At 76.3% G+C, this 22,704-nt stretch carries 1 protein-coding gene; it reads right to left on the bottom strand.

Annotation, left to right across the window (positions count from 1 at the left end):
• Window positions 1-58: 58 nt before the first annotated feature.
• A complete protein-coding gene (locus ACSHWO_RS02915; RefSeq protein ID WP_438318883.1) occupies window positions 59-22,606 on the bottom strand; it encodes an SDR family NAD(P)-dependent oxidoreductase in 22,548 nt (7,515 codons plus the stop codon).
• Window positions 22,607-22,704: the final 98 nt, after the last annotated feature.

A 22,704-nucleotide genomic window follows, 5' to 3' on the forward strand; every position in this document is an offset into this window, starting at 1 on the left:
GAAGCCAGAGAGTCGGAAGAGTCAGAGTGGTGGGGAGGGGTGGGGCGGAGCGGGTGCGTCATGAGATGCCGAACTCCTTGCCGATGAAGTCGAAGAGGTCGTCGTCGGTCGCGCTCTCCAGAGCCCCGGCGACATCGGGCCCGTCGGCGGCGGTGGCCCCGGCGGCCTGCGCCCCGGCCTCGCTCCAGGCCGCCAGCAGGGCCTGGAGCCGCTCGGTGATGCGGTCGCGGCCTGCGTCGTCGGGCGTGGAGGTGACGAGCGTCTTCTCCAGCCGGTCCAGTTCGGCGAGCAGCGGGGGTACCGCCGCGGCCCCGTCCTGCCAGAGCTCGTCCCGCAGGAACGCGACGAGCGCCGTCGGGGTCGGGTAGTCGAAGACGAGGGTGGCGGGCAGGCGGACGCCGGTGGCGGCGCCGAGCCGGTTGCGGAGTTCGACCGCCGTCAGCGAGTCGAAGCCGACCTCGTTGAACGAGCGCGCCGGGTCGACCGCTTCGGGGCCGGCGAAGCCGAGGACCCCCGCGACGTACCCGCACACCAGCTCCAGCAGGGCCTCGTCCCGCGCTGCCGACGAGAGCCCGGTGAGGCGCTCGCGCAGCTCGGCTCCGCCGTCCGCACCGACCGCGGTGGTGCCCGCGGTCCGGCGTACGGGGGTGCGGACCAGGCCGGAGAGGAGCGGCGGGAGCATGCCGCTGCCGGCCTGGGCACGCAGCGCCGCAAGGTCCAGCTTCACCGGGACCAGCAGCGCCTGCCCGGCGGCGCAGGCGGCATCGAACAGGGCCGCTCCCTCCGCCGCGCCGATGGCGTCGACACCGCCGCGGCCCAGGCGCGAGACGTCCTCGGCGGCCAGGGTTGCGCCCATGCCGCCGGTCTCGGCCCACAGGCCCCAGGCCAGCGAGGTGCCCGCCAGGCCCGCGGCCCGGCGGTGCGCGGCGAGGGCGTCCAGGAAGGTGTTGGCCGCCGCGTAGTTGGCCTGGCCCGCACCACCGAACACACCGGCGGCGGAGGAGAACAGGACGAACGCCGACAGGTCCAGGCCGCGCGTCAGCTCGTGCAGGTTCCACGCCGCGTCCACCTTCGGACGCAGCACCGCCGACAGCCGCTCGGCCGTCAGCGAACCGACCACGCCGTCGTCCAGCACACCGGCCGTGTGCACGACCGCCGTCAGCGGGTGCTCCGCCGGGACACCGGCCAGAACGGCCGCCAACGCGCCACGGTCGGCCACGTCACACGCCGCCCAGGCCACCTCGGCACCCAGACCCGCCAGCTCCGCCGACAACTCCGCAGCACCCTCGGCCGCCCCACCACGGCGGGACACCAGCAACAGGCGCCGCACACCCCGCTCGACCACCAGGTGCCGGGCGAACAACCCGCCCAGCGAACCGCTCGCACCCGTCACCAACACCGTGCCCCCGACGTCCCACCCGGCAGCCGCATCGACAGCCGCGACCGTGGCGCGGGCCAGCCTCGGCACCAGCACCGCGCCCCCGCGCACCGCCACCTCGGTCTCGCCCGAGGCCAGTACGGCGGGAAGTGCGCGGTGGGACGCGTCACTGCCGTCGGTGTCGGCCAGGACGATCCGGCCCGGGTTCTCGGACTGCGCCGACCGCAGCAGGCCCCACGCCGCGGCGTGCACCAGGTCCGCAGGGCCCTCGCCCGGTACGGCGGCCACCGCGCCCTGCGTCAGGACCAGCAGGCGGGAGTCGGCGAACCGCTCGTCGGACAGCCACTGCTGGAGCAGTGCCAGCACCCGTCCGGTCCCGGCGTGCACCGCAGCCGCGACGTCCTCCGTGCCGGTGGCCGGGGTCATCGGGACGCACACCACGGCCGGGTCCGCGGGGGTGGCGAGGGAGTCGTGGGCCTCGTAGCGGACGCCGACGGCGTCCAGGCCCGGGTGGCCGTCCCCGAGCAGGGCCCAGGGGCGCTGTTCGGCCGCGGAGACCGGGGTGACCGGTACGGTCGTCCACTCCACGTGGAACAGCGACTCCTGGCGGCCGCCGCGGGCCGCGCCGATCTGCTCGGGCGAGACCGCGCGCAGCGCCAGCGAGGCGACCGAGGCGACGGGGGCGCCCGTCGGGTCGGCGAGCTCCAGTGCGACCGCGTCGCGGCCGGCCGGGGCCAGCCGGACCCGTACCGCGGAGGCGCCGGCGGCGTGCAGCCGGACTCCGCTCCAGGCGAAGGGCAGCCGCCCCTGGCCGGTGTTCTCGACGAGGGAGCCGAGGCCGGCCGCGTGGAGGGTGGCGTCGAGGAGGGCCGGGTGGAGGCCGAACCAGTCGGCCGTGCCGGCGGTCTCCTCGTCGAGGCCCACCTCGGCGTACACGGCGTCGCCGTGCAGCCAGGCGGAGCGCAGGCCCTGGAAGGCGGGGCCGTAGTCGAAGCCGGCGGCGGCGAGGCCCTCGTAGAGGCCGTCCAGGTCCACCGCTTCGGCTCCGGCCGGCGGCCAGGCCGTGAGGTCGGCCGCCGGGGTCGCGGGGTCGGTGGTGCCGGGGGCGAGGACGCCGGTGGCGTGCCGCGTCCACGGCTGGTCGGCGGCGCTGTCCTCGTCACGGGAGTGCAGGGACAGGGTGCGCCGTCCGGAGTCGTCGGCCGCGGCGACGGAGAGCCGCAGCTGGACGCCGCCGCGCTCGGGCAGGACCAGCGGGGCCTCCAGGGTCAGCTCCTCCAGGACCGCGCAGCCGACCTGGTCGCCGGCGCGGACCGCGAGCTCCACGAAGGCGGTGCCGGGCAGGAGGACCGAGCCGAGGACGGCATGGTCCGCGAGCCAGGGCTGGGTGGCCGTCGACAGCCGGCCGGTGAAGAGGTGGCCGTCGGAGTCGGGCAGTTCGACGGCCGCGCCGAGCAGCGGGTGGTCGGTGGTGCCGAGGCCGAAGCCCGCGGCGTCGCCCGGGGCGTGCTGCGCGCCGACGGCGGAGTCGAGCCAGTACCAGTCGCGCTGGAAGGCGTAGGTGGGCAGTTCGGCCTGGCGGGCGCCGGTCGGCGCGAAGTACGCCTCCCAGTCCACGGCGGTGCCGCGGGCGTGGGCCCGGGCGAGGGCGGTGGCCAGGGTCTCGGGCTCGGGGCGGCCGGCGCGGAGCGCGGGCGCGAAGCCGGCCGTGCCCTCCTCGGTGAGGCAGTCCTGGGCCATCGCCGAGAGCACCCCGTCGGGGCCCAGTTCGAGGTACGTGGTGACGCCGGCGGCTTCCAGGGCGCGGACGCCGTCGAGGAAGCGGACGGCCTCGCGGACGTGCCGGACCCAGAAGTCGGCGGATGCCATCTCGTCGGTGACGAGGGCGCCCGTCAGGTTGGACACGACCGGGATGCGCGGGGCGGCGTACGACAGCCCCTCGGCGACCTTCCGGAAGTCGGCCAGCATGCCGTCCATGTGCGGCGAGTGGAAGGCGTGGCTGACGGTGAGCCGCTTGGTCTTGCGGCCCTGCGCCTCGAAGTGCGCGGCCACGGCGGCCGCCGCGTCCCCGTCGCCCGCGACCACGACCGACTGCGGGCCGTTGACCGCGGCGATGGACACCCGGTCGGCCTCGGTGAGCAGCGGCAGGACCTCGTCCTCCGCGGCCTGGACCGCGACCATCGCACCGCCGGCCGGGAGGGCCTGCATCAACCGGCCGCGGGCGGCGACCAGTTCGCAGGCGTCGGCCAGCGGGAACACGCCCGCCACGTGGGCGGCGGCGATCTCGCCGATGGAGTGCCCGGACAGGAAGTCCGGCTTCACACCCCAGGACTCCAGCAGCCGGAAGAGGGCCACCTCGACGGCGAACAGCGCCGGCTGGGTGTACTCCGTACGGTCGAGGAGGGCCGCGTCGTCGCCGAACAGCACGTCCTTCAGGGGGAGTTCGATCCTCGGGTCGAGCTCGGCGCACACCGCGTCCAGGGCGGCAGCGAACACCGGGTGGGTGGCGTACAGCTCCCGGCCGGCGCCGAGGCGCTGGCTGCCCTGCCCGGTGAACAGGAAGGCGAGCCTCCCGGCGCCGGCGGCGCCCACGGTGTCCCGCGTGACCCCGGCCGGGGCCGGGTCGCCGTCCGCGAGGGCGGCGAGGCCGCGCAGCAGCTCGGCCCGGTCGGCGGCCACGACCACCGCGCGGTGGTCGAAGGCGGCGCGGCGGGTGGCCAGCGAGTAGGCCGTGTCGACGGTTCCCGTCTCGGGCGTGCCCTCCAGGTGGGCGCGGAGGCGGGCCGCCTGGCCGCGCAGCGCGTCCGCCGACTTCGCGGACAGCAGGTACGGCAGCACGGGCGCCGGACGGTCGTCCGCCGCGGCCGGGACGAGGTCCTCCGGGGCCTGCTCGATGATCGTGTGGGCGTTGGTGCCGCTGATGCCGAAGGACGACACACCGGCGCGGCGCGGGCGGCCGGTCTCGGGCCACGGCACGGACTCGGTCAGCAGCGAGACGGCGCCGTCCTCCCAGTCCACGTGCGGGGTCGGCTCGTCCACGTGCAGGGTCTTCGGCAGGACCCCGTGCCGCATCGCCATGATCATCTTGATGATGCCGGCGACACCGGCGGCGGCCTGCGTGTGGCCCATGTTGGACTTGATGGAGCCCAGCCACAGCGGCTCGTCGGCATCGCGCTCCCGGCCGTAGGTGGCGAGCAGGGCCTGCGCCTCGATCGGGTCGCCGAGGGTGGTGCCCGTACCGTGCGCCTCGACCACGTCGATCCGGTCGCTGCTCAGCCCGGCGGAGGCGAGGGCCTGCCGGATGACGCGCTGCTGGGACGGGCCGTTGGGGGCGGTGAGGCCGTTGCTCGCCCCGTCCTGGTTGATCGCGGACCCGCGGACCACGGCGAGCACCGGGTGGCCGTTGCGGCGGGCGTCCGACAGCCGCTCGACGAGCAGCATGCCCGCGCCCTCGGCCCAGCTGGTGCCGTCGGCGGCCGCCGCGAAGGACTTGATGCGGCCGTCGGCGGCCAGACCGCGCTGACGGCTGAACTCGGTGAAGGTGCCCGGGGTCGACATGACCGTGACACCGCCGGCCAGCGCCATGGTGCACTCGCCGTTGCGGAGGGCCTGGATCGCCCAGTGCAGGGCGACGAGGGAGGAGGAGCAGGCCGTGTCGACGGTGACCGCCGGACCCTCCAGCCCGAAGGCGTAGGAGACGCGGCCGGAGGCGATGCTGCCGGAGTTGCCCGTGCCGAGGTAGCCCTCGACGCCGTCCGGTACGGAGGTGATCCGGGTGGCGTAGTCGTGGTACATGATGCCCGCGAAGACGCCGGTCCGGCTGCCGCGCACGGTGGCGGGGTCGATGCCGGCCCGTTCGAAGGCCTCCCAGGAGGTCTCCAGCAGCAGGCGCTGCTGCGGGTCCATCGCCACGGCCTCGCGCGGGGAGATCCCGAAGAACGCCGGGTCGAAGCGGCCCGCGTCGTGCAGGAAGCCGCCGGAGCGGGTGTAGCTGGTGCCCCTGCCGTCCGGGTCCGGGTCGTACAGCGACTCCAGGTCCCAGCCGCGGCCCTGCGGGAACTCCGAGATGGCGTCGATGCCGCCCGCCACCAGGCGCCACAGGTCCTCGGGGGTCTCGACCCCGCCGGGGTAGCGGCAGCCCATGCCGACGATCGCGATCGGGTCCTCGTGCAGCGGGGCGCCCGGGGAGACGGCCGGCGCCGTCGGGTCGGCGGTCGTGTGCTCGTCCGCGGCCAGGCCCAGGACCTCGGCCATCAGGTAACCGGCGAGCGCGCTCGGGGTCGGGTAGTCGAAGACGAGCGTGGCGGGGAGCCGCTCGCCTGTGGCGGAACCGAGCCGGTTGCGCAGCTCGACGGAGGTCAGGGAGTCGAAGCCGAGCTCCTTGAACGCCCGGTCGGCCGGCACCTCGTCGGTGGAGGCGTGGCCGAGTACGGCGGCCACCTCGGCCCGGACCATGTCCAGCAGGGCGGTCTCCCGCTCCTCGGCGGGCAGCCCGGCCAGCCGGGTGCGGAACGCGGAACCGTCACCGGTGGTGCCTTGTCCCGCGGCGGCCCGGCGGGCCGGTACGCGGACCAGGCCGCGCAGCAGGTCGGGGACCATGCCGGTGCGGGCCTGGGCGCGCAGGGCCACCAGGTCGAGCGGGAGCGGGACGAGCAGCGGGTCGGCGGTGCGCCGGGCCGCGTCGAAGAGGGCGAGGCCGGTCTCGGGGGTGAGGGTGCCGATGCCGCCGCGGTTGATGCGCTCGCGGTCGCCGTCGGTGAGCTCGCCGCCCATGCCTCCGACGCCGGTCCACAGGCCCCAGGCCAGCGAGGTGCCCGCCAGGCCCGCGGCCCGGCGGTGCGCGGCGAGGGCGTCCAGGAAGGTGTTGGCCGCCGCGTAGTTGGCCTGGCCCGCACCACCGAACACACCGGCGGCGGAGGAGAACAGGACGAACGCCGACAGGTCCAGGCCGCGCGTCAGCTCGTGCAGGTTCCACGCCGCGTCCACCTTCGGACGCAGCACCGCCGACAGCCGCTCGGCCGTCAGCGAACCGACCACGCCGTCGTCCAGCACACCGGCCGTGTGCACGACCGCCGTCAGCGGGTGCTCCGCCGGGACGCCGGCCAGAACGGCCGCCAACGCGCCACGGTCGGCCACGTCACACGCCGCCCAGGCCACCTCGGCACCCAGACCCGCCAGCTCCGCCGACAACTCCGCAGCACCCTCGGCCGCCCCACCACGGCGGGACACCAGCAACAGGCGCCGCACACCCCGCTCGACCACCAGGTGCCGGGCGAACAACCCGCCCAGCGAACCGCTCGCACCCGTCACCAGCACCGTGCCCCCGACGTCCCACCCGGCAGCCGCATCGACAGCCGCGACCGTGGCGCGGGCCAGCCTCGGCACCAGCACCGCGCCCCCGCGCACCGCCACCTCGGACTCGCCCGAGGCGAGCGCGGCCGAGACCCCCTCGGCGACGTCGCCGTCGGTCGCGTCGGCGTCGACGTCCACCAGCACCAGGCGGCCCGGGTTCTCGGACTGCGCGGAACGCACCAGACCCCGCACGCCTGCGGCTGCCGGATCCGCCACGCCCTCGCCGGGTACGGCCTCCACCGCGCCGCGGGTCAGGAAGACCAGGCGGGCGTCGGCGGACCTCTCGTCCGCCGACCAGTCCTGGAGCAGCCGGAGCACCCGGGCGGTCTCCGCGTGCACCGCGGCCACCGGGTCCGTGCCGGTCGGCGTCGTGCAGGGCACGACCAGCGCGGCCGCGGACCCGTCGGACCCGTCGGACCCGTCCAGCATCCGCCAGTCCTCGAAGGACCCGCCGGCGGCGAGCTCCGTCCACTCCACCCGGAACAGGGAGTCGCGGGTGGCGTCCGGTGCCGTGGCCAGCTGGTCGCGGTTCACCGCGCGCAGGGCCAGTCCGGCCACCGAGGCGACGGGAGCGCCCGTGGCGTCGGTGATCGTCAGGGCCACCTCGCCGCCCCGGGCCGTGGTCAGCCGCACCCGGAGCTCCGCGGCCCCGACCGCGTGCAGGGACACGCCGGACCAGGAGAACGGCAGGCGGCCTTCGCCGGTGCCGGCGTCCGCGGCGCCCAGTCCCAGCGCGTGCAGGGCCGCGTCGAGCAGGGCGGGGTGCAGGCCGAAGCGGGCGGCCTCGCCGGCAGCGCCCTCGGGCAGGGCGACCTCGGCGTAGTACGCGTCCCGGTGGCGCCAGGCGGCGCGCAGCCCGCGGAAGACCGGCCCGTAGCCGAAGCCGGAGTCCGCGAGGCCCTCGTACAGGCCGTCCACCGGGAGGGACTCCGCCCCGGCCGGCGGCCACTCGGTGAGGGTCTGCGGAGCCTGGCCGGTGCCGGGCGCGAGCACACCGGCGGCGTGCCGCGTCCACGGCGTGTCCGGGTCGGCGCCCTCGGGGCGGGAGTGCAGGGACAGGCTGCGCCGGCCGCCCGTGCGGTCGGCTGCGCCGAGGGAGAGCCGCAGCTGGACGCCGCCCTGCTCGGGCAGGACGAGCGGCGCCTCCAGGGTGAGCTCTTCGACGAGCTCGCAGCCTACGTGCGTGCCGGCCTGGAGCGCGAGTTCGACGAAGGCCGTGCCCGGCAGCAGCACGGAGCCCATGACCCGGTGGTCGCCGAGCCAGGGGTGGCCGGCCAGCGACAGGCGTCCGGTGAAGACGTGGCCGTCGGAGTCGGGCAGCTGGACCTCGGCGCCGAGCAGCGGGTGGTCGGCGGAGCCGAGACCGGCGGCGGTGACGTCGCCGTCGGTACGACCGGCGTCGAGCCAGTAGAGGGTGCGCTGGAAGGCGTACGTCGGCAGGTCGGCGCGCCGGGCCCCGAGCGGGGCGTAGAAGGCCCGCCAGTCGACGGAGGTGCCGCGGACGTACGCGGTGGACAGGGCGGTGAGCAGGGTCTCGGGCTCGGGGCGTCCGGTGCGCAGGGCGGCGGCGAACGCGGCGGATCCGGTGTCGTCGGTCAGGCAGTCCTGGGCCATCGCGGACAGGACGCCGTCGGGGCCGAGTTCGACGTACGTGGTGACGCCGGCGGCTTCCAGGGCGCGGACGCCGTCGAGGAAGCGGACGGCCTCGCGGACGTGCCGCACCCAGAAGTCGGCCGAGGCCATCTCCTCGCCCGCCACGGAACCCGTCAGGTTGGACACGACCGGGATGCGCGGGGCGGCGTACGTCAGTCCCTCGGCCACGCGCCGGAAGGCGTCGAGCATGCCGTCCATGTGCGGCGAGTGGAAGGCGTGGCTGACGGTGAGCCGCTTGGTCTTGCGGCCCTGCGCCTCGAAGTGCGCGGCGACGGCGGCCGCCGCGTCCTCGTCACCGGCGACCACGACGGCCCGCGGCCCGTTGACGGCGGCGACGGACACCCGGTCGGCGTCGGTGAGCAGCGGCAGGACCTCGTCCTCCGCGGCCTCGACGGCGATCATCACGCCGCCGGCGGGCAGGGCCTGCATCAGCCGGCCGCGGGCCGCGACCAGCGTGCACGCGTCGTCCAGCGAGAGGACCCCGGCCACGTGGGCGGCGGCGATCTCGCCGATGGAGTGGCCGGACAGGAAGTCCGGCTTCACGCCCCAGGACTCCAGCAGCCGGAAGAGGGCCACCTCGACCGCGAACAGCGCGGGCTGGGTGTACGCCGTCTCGTCCAGGAGCGCCGCGTCCGAGCCGAACAGCACGTCCTTCAGCGGCCGTTCCAGGTCCATGCGGTCGCACACCGCGTCGAGGGCGGCGGCGAACACCGGGTGGGCGTCGTACAGCTCACGCCCCGCGCCGAGGCGCTGGCTGCCCTGGCCGGTGAACAGGAAGGCGAGCTTCCCGCCGGTCGCGGGGGTGCCCCGGACCAGTCCGGCCGCCGAGCGGCCCTCGATGAGGGCGGCCAGGCCGGTGCGGAAACCGTCGCGGTCCGCCGCGACGACGGTCGCGCGCTGCTCGAAGACGGCCCGGGCGGTGGCCAGGGTGTGGCCGATGTCGGCGGGCTCGGCCGCCGGGTCCGCGTCGAGGTGGGCGAGGAGCCGCTCGGCCTGGCCGCGCAGGGCCTCGGAGGTGCGGGCGGTCAGGTGCCACGGAAGCGCGGCCGGGACGGCGGCCGGGGTGGCCGGGGCGTTCGCGGTGTCGGTCGTCTCCGCTGCTTCCGCGGTGGCCGGGAGCTCGACGATGGCGTGGGCGTTCGTACCGCTCATGCCGAAGGAGGAGACGCCGGCGCGGCGCGGGCGGCCGGTCTCCGGCCAGGGGCGCTGCTCGGTGAGCAGGCAGACCGCGCCCGCGGACCAGTCGACGTGCGGGGAGGGCTCGTCGACGTGCAGGGTCTGCGGCAGCACGCCGTGGCGCATCGCCTGGACCATCTTGATGATGCCGGCCACGCCGGCGGCGGCCTGCGTGTGGCCGAAGTTGGACTTGATGGAGCCCAACCACAGCGGGCTGTCCGCGGGCCGGTCCTGGCCGTAGGTGGCGAGGAGGGCCTGCGCCTCGATCGGGTCGCCGAGGCGGGTGCCCGTGCCGTGCGCCTCGACGGCGTCGACGTCGGCGGCGGTCAGCCCCGCGTTGGCGAGGGCCTGGCGGATGACGCGCTGCTGGGAGGGGCCGTTGGGGGCGGTGAGGCCGTTGGAGGCGCCGTCCTGGTTGACGGCCGTACCGCGGACGACGGCGAGGACCTGGTGGCCGTGGCGGCGGGCGTCGGAGAGCCTCTCCACGAGGAGCATGCCGACGCCCTCGCCCCACGCCGTGCCGTCGGCGGCGGCCGCGAACGGCTTGCAGCGGCCGTCGGCGGCGAGGCCGCGCTGGCGGCTGAACTCGGTGAAGACGTCGGGGGTGGTGATGATGGTGACGCCGCCGGCGAGGGCGAGGGAGCACTCGCCGGAGCGCAGGGCCTGCGCCGCGAGGTGCAGGGCGACGAGCGACGAGGAGCAGGCGGTGTCGACGGTGACGGCCGGGCCCTCGAAGCCGAAGGTGTAGGAGACGCGGCCGGAGGCGATGCTGCTGGAGCCGCCGGTGCCGAGGTAGCCCTCGACGCCCTCGGGGACGGTGTTCAGGCGCGACACGTAGTCGTTGTGCATCTGGCCGACGAACACGCCGACCTGCTGTCCGCGCAGGCCCGTCGGGTCGATCCCGGCCCGCTCGAACGCCTCCCACGAGGTCTCCAGCAGCAGTCGCTGCTGCGGGTCCATGGCAAGGGCCTCGCGCGGGTTGATCCCGAAGAACGCGGGGTCGAAGTGGTGGGCGTCGTAGACGAAGCCGCCTTCCCGGGCGTACGAGGTGCCGGGGTTGTCCGGGTCGGGGTCGTAGAGCGCGTCGGTGTCCCAGCCGCGGTCCTCGGGGAGGTGGGCGATGCCGTCGCGGCCCTCGGCGAGCAGCTCCCACAGCTCCTCGGGGCTGCGGACGCCGCCGGGGAAGCGGCAGCTCATGGCGACGATGGCGATGGGGTCGTCGGTCTCGGCGGCGCCGGCGCCGGCCGGGTGGCGCGGGAGGGCGGCGGCCGCGGCGGCGGCCTCGGAGCCGAGGAGCTCGTCCTTGAGGAAGCCGGCGAGGGCGGTGGGGGTGGGGTAGTCGAAGACGAGCGTGGCGGGCAGGCGGACGCCGGCGGCGGCGCCGAGCCGGTTGCGGAACTCGACGGCGGTCAGCGAGTCGAAGCCGAGGTCCTTGAAGGCGCGGCCGGGTTCGACGGCGTCCGGGGTGGCGTGGCCGAGGACGGCGGCCACCTGGTCGCGGACCAGGTCCAGGAGGAGTGCGTCGCGCTCGGTCCCGGGGAGCCGGACGAGCTGCTCCACCAGCGGGGTTCCGCCTCCGGCGGCGGTGGCCTCGACGGCCCTGCGGGCCGGGGTGCGCACGAGGCCGCGCAGCAGGGCGGGGACCATGCTCGCGTCGGCCTGGCGCAGCGGCACGAGGTCGAGCTGCATGGGGACGAGGTGGGCGTCGCCGGTGCGGTGGGCGGTGTCGAGCAGGCCCAGGCCCTCCTCGGAGGAGAGGCCGAGGACGCCGGACCGGGTCATGCGGTCCTTGTCGGCGGTGTCCAGCTCGCCGGTCATGCCGCTGGCCTCGGCCCACAGGCCCCAGCCGAGGGAGGTGCCGGGCAGGCCGCGGGCCTGGCGGTGGCGGGCGAGGGCGTCGAGGAAGACGTTCGCGGCGGCGTAGTTGGCCTGGCCGGCGCCGCCGAAGGTGCCGGCGGCGGAGGAGAACAGGACGAAGTCGGCCAGGTCGAGGCGGCGGGTCAGCTCGTGCAGGTGGAGCGCGGCGTCGGCCTTGGGGCGCAGGACGCGGTCGATCCGCTCGGGGGTGAGGGCCGTGGTGATGCCGTCGTCGAGGACGCCGGCGGTGTGGACGACGGCGGTCAGCGGGTGCGCGGCCGGGATGCCGGCCAGCAGGTCGGCGAGGGCGTCGCGGTCGGCGGCGTCGCAGGCGGCGACGGTGACCTCGGCGCCCAGGGCGCGCAGTTCCGCGGCGAGTTCGGCGGCGCCGGCGGCGGCCTCGCCGCGGCGGCTGGTCAGGATCAGGCGGCGGGCGCCGCGGACGGTGACGGCGTGCCGGGCGACGAGGGCGCCCAGGGTGCCGGTGCCGCCGGTGATGAGGACGGTGCCCTCGGGGTTCCACTCGGCGGGCACGGTGAGGACGATCTTGCCGGTGTGGCGGGCCTGGCTGAGGTAGCGGAAGGCCTCGGGGGCCTGGCGCAGGTCCCACGACGAGACCGGGATCGGGCGCAGGGCTCCGGACTCGAAGAGGCCGAGGAGGGCGGTGAGCATCTCCTGGATGCGGTCGAGACCGGCCTCGGTGAGGTCGAAGGCCTGGTACGTGACGCCGGGGTGGGCGGCGGCGACGTCCTGCGGGTCGCGGACGTCGGTCTTGCCCATCTCGACGAAGCGTCCGCCGCGCGGCAGCAGCCGCAGCGAGGCGTCGACGAACTCGCGGGCCAGGGAGTCCAGGACGACGTCGACGCCCGCGCCGCCGGTCGCGGTGCGGAAGGTGTCCTCGAAGTCGAGGGTGCGGGAGGAGGCGATCCGGTCGTCGGTCAGGCCGAGTCCGCGCAGGGTGTCCCACTTGGCGGGGCTGGCGGTGGCGTAGACCTCGGCGCCCCAGTGGCGGGCCAGTTGGACGGCGGCCATGCCGACGCCGCCGGCGGCGGCGTGCACCAGGAGGGTCTCGCCGCCCTGGAGGCCGGCGAGGTCGTGGAGGGCGTAGTACGCCGTCATGAAGACGATCGGTACGGCCGCGGCCTCGGCGTAGGTCCAGCCCTCGGGCATCGGGGCGATCATGCGGCGGTCGACGACGGCGAGCGGGCCGAAGGCGCCGGGCAGCATGCCCATGACGCGGTCGCCGGGGGCGAGGTCGGTGACGCCCGGCCCGGTCTCCAGGACGGTGCCGGCGCCTTCGGAGCCCATCAGGCCGGGGTCGCCGGGGTACATGCCGAGGGCGTTGAGGACGTCGCGGAAGTTGAGGCCTGCGGCGCGGACGGCGACGCGGACCTGGCCGGGCTCCAGGGGGGCCTCGGACTCGGGGCTGGGGAGCAGGGTGAGGTGGTCGAGGGTGCCCTTGTCCTCGATGTCCATGCGCCAGGCCGAGCCGTCGGCGGGCGGGGTCAGCGGGGTGGCCGCCGGGACCCGGGCGAGGCGGGGGGCGTGGACGGTGCCGCGGCGGACCGCGAACTGCGGCTCTCCGGTGGCGAGGGCGGCGTCGAGGAGGCCGGGCAGGGTCTCGTCGCTGCCGGGGGTGTCGAGGTCGGCGAGGACGAACCGGTCGGGGTTCTCCGCCTGTGCGGTGCGGACCAGGCCCCAGACGGGGGCGTGGACGAGGTCGGCGAGGTCCCAGTCGCCCGGGGTGGCGACGGCGCCGCGGGTGACGAAGACCAGGCGGGAGTCGGCGAACCGGTCGTCGGCGAGCCAGCCCTGGACGAGGGCGAGGGCCCGGTGGGTGGCGGCGCGGACGGCGTCCGGGCCGAGCACACCCTCACCTTCGGCGGCCGGGCAGGGGGCCAGGACGTACCTGGGGGCCGGGGCGCCCGCGTCGACGGCGGCGGCCAGGGCCGCCAGGTCGGCGTGGGTGCGGCCGGGCAGGCCGGTGCCGGCGCCGAGGACGGCCCAGGTGCCGGCGGGCTGCGCGTCCGGGGTGCCGGACGGCAGCGGCAGGGTGGCCCAGTCCACGCGGAACAGCGACTCGTGGTGCGCGGTGCGGGCGGCGCCGGCCAGCCGGTCGGCGGAGACGGGCCGCACCATCAGGCGCTCGACGGCGGCGACCGGCGCACCGGCGGTGTCGGCGACCTGGAGGGAGAGGGCGTCCTCGCCGCCCGTGGTGAGGCGGACGCGCAGCGCGGCCGCGCCGACGGCGTGCAGGGACACGCCGCGCCAGGAGAACGGCAGCCCGGCCTGGCGGTCCCCTTCGGGGGACGGCTGGACGAAGGTGGCGTGCAGGGCGGCGTCGAGGAGGGCCGGGTGCAGGCCGAACCGGGCGGCGTCGGCCTGCCGGTCCTCGGGCAGGGCGACCTCGGCGTAGACGTCGTCACCGAGGGTCCAGGCGGCCCGCAGGCCCTGGAAGACCGGGCCGTAGGCGAAGCCGCCCCGGCCGAGGTGCTCGTACAGGCCGTCGACGGTGACGGCCTCGGCGCCGGCCGGCGGCCAGGCGGTGAGGTCGAACGCGGGTCGCGGGGCGCCGGTGGCGAGGATGCCGGTGGCGTGGCGGGTCCACGGCTCGTCGTCGGCGGCGTCCGGGTCGCCGGAGTACAGGTCCAGGGTGCGGCGGCCGTCGCGGTCGGGGGCGCCGACCACGATCTGCAGGCGGACCGCGGCGTGCGGGGCCAGGACCAGCGGGGCTTCGAGGGTGAGCTCCTCCAGCAGGTCGCAGCCGGCCTGGTCGCCGGCCCGGACGGCCAGCTCGACGAAGGCGGTGCCGGGGAGGAGGACGGTGCCCATGACGGCGTGGTCGGCCAGCCAGGGGTGGGTGTCGAGGGAGAGGCGGCCGGTGAACAGGAAGCCCTCGCCGTCGGCGAGCGGCACGGCGGCGCCGAGCAGCGGGTGGTGGGCGGCGCCCAGGCCGGCCGACTCGACGTCCCCGATGAATCCGGCGGGGGCCTCCAGCCAGAACCGGCGGCGCTGGAAGGCGTACGTGGGCAGGTCGGTGCGGCGGGCACCGGTCGCGGCGAAGTACGCGGTCCAGTCGACCGGGACGGTCCGGGCGTGGACGGCGGCGATCGCGGCGGCCAGCGCCTCGGCCTCGCCGCGGTCGCGGCGCAGGGCGGGGACGAACACGGCGTCGGTCCGGCTGTCCGTGTCGGTGAGGCAGTCGCGGCCGAGGCCGGACAGCACGCCCTGCGGGCCGAGTTCGAGGTAGGTGGTGACGCGCTCGGCGTCCAGGGTGCGGATGCCGTCGAGGAAGCGGACGGCCTCGCGGACGTGGGCGACCCAGTGCTCGGGGGTGCGCAGCGCGTCGCCGGCGAGTTCGCCGGTGAGGTTCGTGACGACGGGGATGACGGGCGCGTGGTACGTGAGGGAGGCGGCGACCTCGCGGAACTCGTCGAGCATGCCGTCCATCAGCGGGGAGTGGAAGGCGTGGCTGACGGTGAGCCGCTTGGTGCGGCGGCCGCGGGACTCGAACTCGGCGGCGATCTCCAGCGCGAGGTCCTCGTCGCCGGAGACGACCACGGCGGAGACGGAGTTGACGGCGGCGAGGCCGATCCGGTCGTCGCGGCCGGCCAGCAGCGGCCGGACCTCGTCCTCGGTGGCGGCGAGCGCGATCATCGCGCCGCCCTCGGGCAGCTGCTCCATCAGTCGGCCGCGGGCGGCGACGAGGGCGGCCGCGTCGGGCAGGGTCAGGACGCCGGCGACGTGCGCGGCGGTGATCTCTCCGATGGAGTGGCCGGCGACGAAGTCGGGACGCACGCCCCAGGATTCGACGAGCCGGTAGAGCGCGGTCTCCAGCGCGAACAGGGCGGGCTGGGTGGTGCCGGTCCGGTCGAGGAGTGCACCGCCCTCGCCGTCCCCGCCGTCCTCGGCGAACAGCACGTCCTTGAGGGGCCGTTCGAGGTGCGGGTCCAGGGCGGCGCAGGCCTCGTCCAGGGCGGCGGCGAACACGGGGTGTGCGGCGTACAGTTCGCGGCCCATGCCGGGGCGCTGGCTGCCCTGGCCGGTGAAGAGGACGGCGAGCCGGCCGTCGCCGGCGTCGAGCCGCACGGTCCGGGCGTGGTCGCGGCCCTCGGCGAGCGCGGCGAGCCCGGTCAGCAGTTCCTCGTGGTCGGCGGCGACGACGGCGGCCCGGCGGTCCAGGGCGGTGCGGCCGGTGGCCAGGGAGTAGGCCACGTCGGCGAGTGCCGCGCCGGGCCGTTCGGTGAGGTGGGCGGCGAGCCGGGCGGCCTGGGCGCGCAGTGCGTCGGGGGTGCGGCCGGAGAGGACGAACGGCAGCGGGGTGCCGGCCGGGAGGGCGGCGGAGGCGCCGTCGGGCGTACCGGTGCCGGTGGCGGTGTCCTCGTCCGCGGGCGGCTGCTCGATGATGACGTGCGCGTTGGTGCCGCTGACGCCGAAGGAGGAGATGCCCGCGCGGCGCGGGCGGCCCGTCTCGGGCCACTGCGTCTGCTCGGTGAGGAGGGAGACCGCGCCGGCGGTCCAGTCGATGTGCGGGGACGGCTCACCGATGTGCAGCGAGGCCGGCAGGACGCCGTGGCGCATCGCGAGGACCATCTTGATGATGCCGGCGGCGCCGGCGGCGGCCTGGGTGTGGCCGATGTTCGACTTGATGGAGCCGAGCCGCAGGGGCTGGTCCGCGGGCCGGTCCTGACCGTAGGTTGCGATCAGGGCCTGCGCCTCGATGGGGTCGCCGAGGGTCGTGCCGGTGCCGTGGGCCTCGACGGCGTCGACGTCGGCGGCGGTGAGGCCGGCGTGGGCGAGGGCCTCGCGGATGACGCGCTGCTGGGAGGGGCCGTTGGGGGCGGTGAGACCGTTGGACGCGCCGTCCTGGTTGACGGCGGTGCCGCGGACCACGGCGAGGACCGGGTGGCCGTTGCGGCGGGCGTCGGAGAGCCGCTCGACGAGGATCATGCCGGCGCCCTCGGCCCAGCCGGTGCCGTCGGCGTCGGCGGAGAAGGACTTGCAGCGGCCGTCGGTGGACAGGCCGCGTTGGCGGCTGAAGTCGATGAAGGTGTCCGGGGTGGACATGACGGTGACACCGCCGGCGAGCGCCATGTCGCACTCGCCGCTGCGCAGGGCCTGCGCGGCCAGGTGCAGGGCGACCAGGGAGGAGGAGCAGGCCGTGTCGATGGTGACGGCGGGGCCTTCGAGGCCGAAGGTGTAGGAGATGCGGCCGGAGGCGACGCTGCCGGCGGTGCCGGTGCCGAGGTAGCCCTCCAGGCCCTCGGGGACGGCCGGGAGCCGGGTCAGGTAGTCGTGGTACATGACGCCGGCGAAGACGCCGGTGCGGCTGCCGCGCACGGCGGCGGGGGCGATGCCGGCGCGTTCGAACGCCTCCCAGGAGGTTTCGAGCAGGAGCCGCTGGTGCGGGTCCATGGCGAGGGCCTCGCGCGGGTTGATGCCGAAGACGTCGGGGTCGAAGTCGGCGGCGTCGTGGAGGAAGCCGCCCTCGCGGGTGTACGAGGTGCCGGCGCGGCCGGGGTCGGAGTCGTACAGCGCGTCCAGGTTCCAGCCGCGGTCGGTGGGGAACGGGGAGATCGCGTCGGCGGAGCCGGCGACGAGCTGCCACAGTTCCTCGGGGGTGGTGACCCCGCCGGGGTAGCGGCAGGCCATGGCGACGATGGCGATGGGCTCGTCGGCGGCGGCCGGGCCGTGGGCGGTGGTGCCGGTGGTGCCGGCGGACGCGGGCGCGGCCTGGTCGCCGAGGAGTTCGGTGCGCAGGAAGGCGGCGAGCGCGTTCGGGGTGGGGTAGTCGAAGACGAGGGTGGCGGGCAGCCGGACGCCGGTGGCGGAGCCGAGGCGGTTGCGGAGTTCGACGGCGGTGAGCGAGTCGAAGCCGAGTTCCTTGAAGGCGCGGCCGGGGTCGACGGCGTCGGGGCCGGGGAAGCCGAGGACGGCGGCGACCTGGACGCGGACGGTGGCCAGCAGCAGCCGATCGCGTTCGACGGCGGTCAGCGGCAGCAGCCGCTCGGTGAGGCCGTCGGCGGGCGCGGCGCCCTGGGCGGCGGCGGTGCGGCGCGCGGCGGGCCGCACCAGTCCGCGCAGCAGCGGCGGGACCATGCTCGCGTCGGCCTGGCGCAGCCCGGCCAGGTCGAGGTGCATGGGGACGGCGGTGGCCTCTCCGGTCTCCCGGGCGGTGTCCATGAGGGCGAGGCCCTCGGCGGAGGAGAGGGCGGCGACGCCGGCGCGGGAGATCCGCTCCAGGTCGGTGTCGGCGAGGTCACCGGTCATGCCGCTGCGTTCGGCCCACAGGCCCCAGGCGAGCGCGGTGGCGGGCAGGCCCTCGGCGCGGCGGCGCTGGGCGAGCGCGTCGAGGAAGGTGTTGGCGGCGGCGTAGTTGGCCTGGCCGGCCGCGCCGAGGGTGCCGGCGGCGGCGGAGAACAGCACGAACGCGGCGAGGTCGAGGCCGCGGGTCAGCTCGTGCAGGTTCACGGCAGCGTCGACCTTGGCGGGCAGGACGTGGTCGATCCGCTGGGGGGTGAGCGCTTCGAGGATGCCGTCGTCGAGGACGCCGGCGGTGTGCACGACGGCGGTCAGCGGGTGCTCGGCGGGTACGGCGGCCAGCACCGCGGCGAGCGCGTCGCGGTCGGCGGCGTCGCAGGCGGCGAGGGTGACCTCGGCGCCCAGCGCGCGCAGCTCCGCGAGGAGTTCGGGGGCTCCGGCGGCGCCCTCGCCGCGGCGGCTGGTCAGCAGCAGCCGGCGGACGCCGTGCGCGGTGACGAGGTGGCGGGCGACGAGCCCGCCGAGGGTGCCGGTGGCTCCGGTGACCAGGGCGGTGCCGTCGGTGTCGAGCGGGCGGGCCTCGCGGCCCTCGGCGGCCGGCACGGCCGGGACGCGGGCGAGCCGGGGCACGACGGCGCGGCCCTCGCGGAGCGCGAGCTGCGCCTCGCCGGTGGCCAGCGCCGCGGGCAGGGCGCGCAGGGACTCTTCGCGGTCGTCCAGGTCGAGCAGGACGAACCGGTCGGGGTGCTCGGACTGGGCGGCGCGCAGCAGGCCCCACAGCGGGGCGTGCGCCAGGTCGGGCACGTCGGAGCCGGCGGTGGTGGCGACGGCGCCGTGGGTGGTGAACACCAGGCGGGAGCCGGCGAAGCGGTCGTCGGCCAGCCAGGCCTGGGCCAGTTCCAGGGCGTGGTGCAGGGCGTCGGCGACGGCGGCGGGCAGCGCGGCGTCGACCGGGGTCGCCGGGGTGCCCTCGGCGGCGGGGAGGGACACGGGGAGGACGACGGCCTGGGGGACCGGGCCGCCGGCCGCGACGGCCGCGGTGAGGGCGGTGAGGTCCGTGTACGCGGCTGCCGTGGGCAGGACGGTGGTGAAGCGGGCACCGGCGGCGGCCCCGCCGAGCAGGGCCCACTGGCCGGGGGCGACCGTGGTGGCGGCCGGGAGGGCCAGCGGGGTCCAGTCGACGCGGAACAGCGAGTCGTGGAAGGCGGTGCGGGCGGCGCGGACCTGGTCGGGGCTGACGGGGCGGAGCAGCAGGGCGTCGACGGAGGCGACGGGCGCGCCGGTCTCGTCGGCGAGGTCGACGCGGACGGTGTCCTGCCCGGCGGGGGCGAGGCGGACGCGCAGGGCGCGGGCGCCGACGGCGTGCAGGGCGACGCCGCTCCAGGAGAACGGCAGCCGGCCGTGCTCGGTGTCCTCCAGCAGGGAGCCCATGCCGACGGCGTGCAGGGCGGCGTCGAGCAGGGCCGGGTGCAGGCCGAACAGGGCGGCCTCGGCGTGGGCCTGCTCGGGCAGGCGGACCTCGGCGAAGACCTCGTCGGCGCGCTGCCAGGCGCCGGTCAGGCCCTGGAAGACGGGCCCGTAGGCGAAGCCGTTGCCGGTGAGGTACTCGTACAGGCCGTCGACGGGGACGGCGGTCGCGTCCTGCGGCGGCCAGGTGGCCAGCTCGGTGCCGGTCGCCCGGTCGGCCCGGGTGGCGGCGGGGGCGAGGAAGCCGGTGGCGTGCCGGGTCCAGGCGCCTTCGCCCCAGGTGTCGTCGGCGGCGTCCTCGGGCCGGGAGTGCAGGGTCAGCGAGCGCCGTCCGTCGGTGTCGGGCGCGCCGACGGCGAGCTGGATCTGGATGCCGCCGTGCGGGGGCAGGACCAGCGGTGCCTGGAGGGTGAGCTCGTCGAGGAGTTCGCAGCCGGTGTGCTCGCCGGCCCGGAGGGCGAGTTCGACGAAGGCGGTGCCGGGCAGCAGCACGGTGTCCATGACCGTGTGGTCGGCGAGCCAGGGGTGGGTGGCCAGGGAGAGGCGGCCGGTGAAGAGGTAGCCGTCGCCGTCGGCCAGGGCGATGGCGGCGCCGAGCAGCGGGTGGTCGGCGGAGCCGATGCCGGCGGCGGCCACGTCGCCGGTCCAGGCGGTGGGCTGCTCGGGCCAGTAGAGGCGCCGCTGGAAGGCGTACGTGGGCAGGTCGACGCGGGTGGCGCCGCGGCCGGCGAAGACGGCGGACCAGTCCACGGCGACGCCGTGGGCGTGGGCCCGGGCGACGGCGGCGGCGAACGCGGCCGGCTCGGGGCGGTCGGCGCGCAGGGCGGGTACGAACACGGCGTCCCGCAGGCTGTCCCGGCCGGTCTCGCCGTCCTCGCCGTCCGGTGCGGCGAGGCAGTCCTGGGCGAGGGCCGTGAGGACGCCCCCGGGGCCGACCTCGATGAAGGTGGTGACGCCGAGCGCGGCCAGGGCGCGTACGCCGTCGAGGAAGCGGACGGCCTCGCGGACGTGCCGCACCCAGTAGTCGGCGGTGCAGATCTCCTCGGCGGTGACGGAGGCACCGGTGAGGTTGGAGACGATCGGGATGACCGGCGGCGCGTAGGAGACGGCTTCGGCGGCCTCGCGGAACGCGCCGAGCATGTCGTCCATGAGCGGCGAGTGGAAGGCGTGGCTGACGGTGAGCCGCTTGGTGCGGCGGCCGCGGGCGCGCAGGGCCTCGGCGACCGCGGTGGCGGCGTCCTCGTCGCCGGAGACGACGACGGAGCGGGGGCCGTTGACGGCGGCGATGGACACCCGGTCGGTGAGGAGCGGGGTGACCTCGTCCTCGGTGGCCTCGACGGCGATCATCGCGCCGCCGGAGGGCAGGGCCTGCATCAGCCGGCCGCGGGCGGCGACCAGGGCCGCCGCGTCGGGGAGGGTGAGGACGCCGGAGACGTGGGCGGCGGCGAGTTCGCCGATGGAGTGCCCGATGAGGAAGTCGGCGGTCACCCCCCACTGTTCGAGCTGCCGGAACAGGGCGACCTCGACGGCGAACAGGGCGGCCTGGGTGTGGGCGGTCTCGTCGAGCAGCGCCGCCGCGGGGGTGCCCTCGGCGGCGAACAGGACGTCGTACAGAGGGCGTTCGAGGTGCCGGTCGAGTTCGTCGCGTACGGCGTCCAGGGCGCGGGCGAACCCCGGGTGGGTGGCGTACAGCTCGCGGGCCATGCCGGGGCGCTGGCTGCCCTGGCCGGTGAAGAGGAAGGCGGTGTTGCCCTCGCCGACGGCGCCGAGGACGGCGGTGGCGGGCTGCTCGCCGGCGGCGAGCGCGTCGAGGTCGGCGAGGAGCTGCTCGCGGCCGTCGGCGAAGAGGACGGCGCGGCGGTCCAGCGCGGCGCGGCTGGTGGCGAGGGAGAAACCGAGGTCGGCCAGGCCGGCAGGGTCCGCGGCCAGTTCGGGCTGGGCGCGCAGGTGGGCGGCGAGGCGCTCGGCCTGGGCGCGCAGGCCCTCGTCGCCGTGCCCGGAGACCGGCAGCGGGACCGGCCCGGTGGCGCCCTCCGCCGCGGCGGCGTCGGTGGTGGTGGCGGAGTCCGCGGTGCCGGTGCCGGCCTCCCCCGACGCCGCCGGGGTGTCGGCGGGCGGTGCCTGCTCGATGACGGTGTGGGCGTTGGTGCCGCTGACGCCGAAGGAGGAGATGCCGGCGCGGCGCGGCTGGCCGGTCTCGGGCCACGGCACGGCACGGGTGAGGAGTTCGACGTCGCCGGTGGACCAGTCGACGGCGGTGGACGGCTGGTCGATGTGGAGCGACTCGGGCAGGACGCCGTGCTGCATCGCCAGGACCATCTTGATGATGCCCGCGACGCCGGCGGCGGCCTGGGTGTGCCCGAGGTTGGACTTGATGGAGCCGAGCCACAGCGGCCGGCCGTCGGCGCGGTTCTGGCCGTAGGTGGCGAGGATGGCCTGCGCCTCGATGGGGTCGCCGAGGGTGGTGCCCGTGCCGTGCGCCTCGACCACGTCGACCTGCGCCGGGGTGAGACCGGCGTTGGTGAGGGCCTGGCGGATGACGCGCTGCTGGGAGGGCCCGTTGGGGGCGGTCAGGCCGTTGGAGGCGCCGTCCTGGTTGATGGCGCTGCCGCGGACCACGGCCAGGACGGGGTGCCCGTTGCGGCGGGCGTCGGACAGCTTCTCCACGAGGAGCATGCCGACGCCCTCGCCCCAGCCGGTGCCGTCGGCGCCGTCGGCGAACGGCTTGCACCGGCCGTCGGGGGCGAGGCCGCGCTGCCGGCTGAACTGCACGAAGGCGCGCGGGCTGGACATGACGGTGACGCCGCCGGCGAGGGCCAGGGAGCACTCGCCGCCCCGCAGGGCCTGCACCGCGAGGTGCAGCGCGACGAGCGAGGCGGAGCAGGCGGTGTCGACGGTGACCGCCGGACCCTCCAGCCCGAAGGTGTAGGACAGGCGGCCGGAGACGACGCTCGCGGCGTTGCCGGTGAGGAGGTACTGCTCGACCCCCTGGGGGACCCCGTCGCGCAGCAGGTCGGGGTAGTCCTGGCCGTTGGTGCCGATGAACACGCCGGCCTTGCTGCCGCGCAGCGTGGCCGGGTCGATCCCGGCGCGCTCGAAGGTCTCCCAGGAGGTTTCCAGCAGCAGGCGCTGCTGCGGGTCCATGCCGAGGGTCTCGCGCGGGCTGATCCCGAAGAAGGCGGCGTCGAACTCGCCGACCCGGTCGAGGAACCCGCCCTCGCGGGTGTACGACGTGCCGCTCCGCTCGGGGTCGGCGTCGAACAGGGACTCCAGGTCCCAGCCGCGGTCGGTGGGGAAGTCGGTGATGGCGTCCCGGCCTCCCGCGACCAGGTCCCACAGGTCCTCCGGCGACTCGATGCCGCCGGGGAACCTGCAGGCCATACCGACGATCGCGATGGGTTCGGGCTCCTGGGCCTCGACCTCGCGCAGCCGCTGCCGCGTCTGGTGCAGATCGGCCGTCACCCGCTTCAAGTAGCCGAGGATCTTGTCCTGATCCGACGCCTGACCCGCCATTGGAACCTCACCCATGTTCGTCACAAACCCTTGTGCTGCTACTGCCT

Source organism: Streptomyces pallidus (ex Mingjun et al. 2026), from assembly GCF_051550185.1.
Classification (GTDB): Bacteria; Actinomycetota; Actinomycetes; order Streptomycetales; family Streptomycetaceae; genus Streptomyces.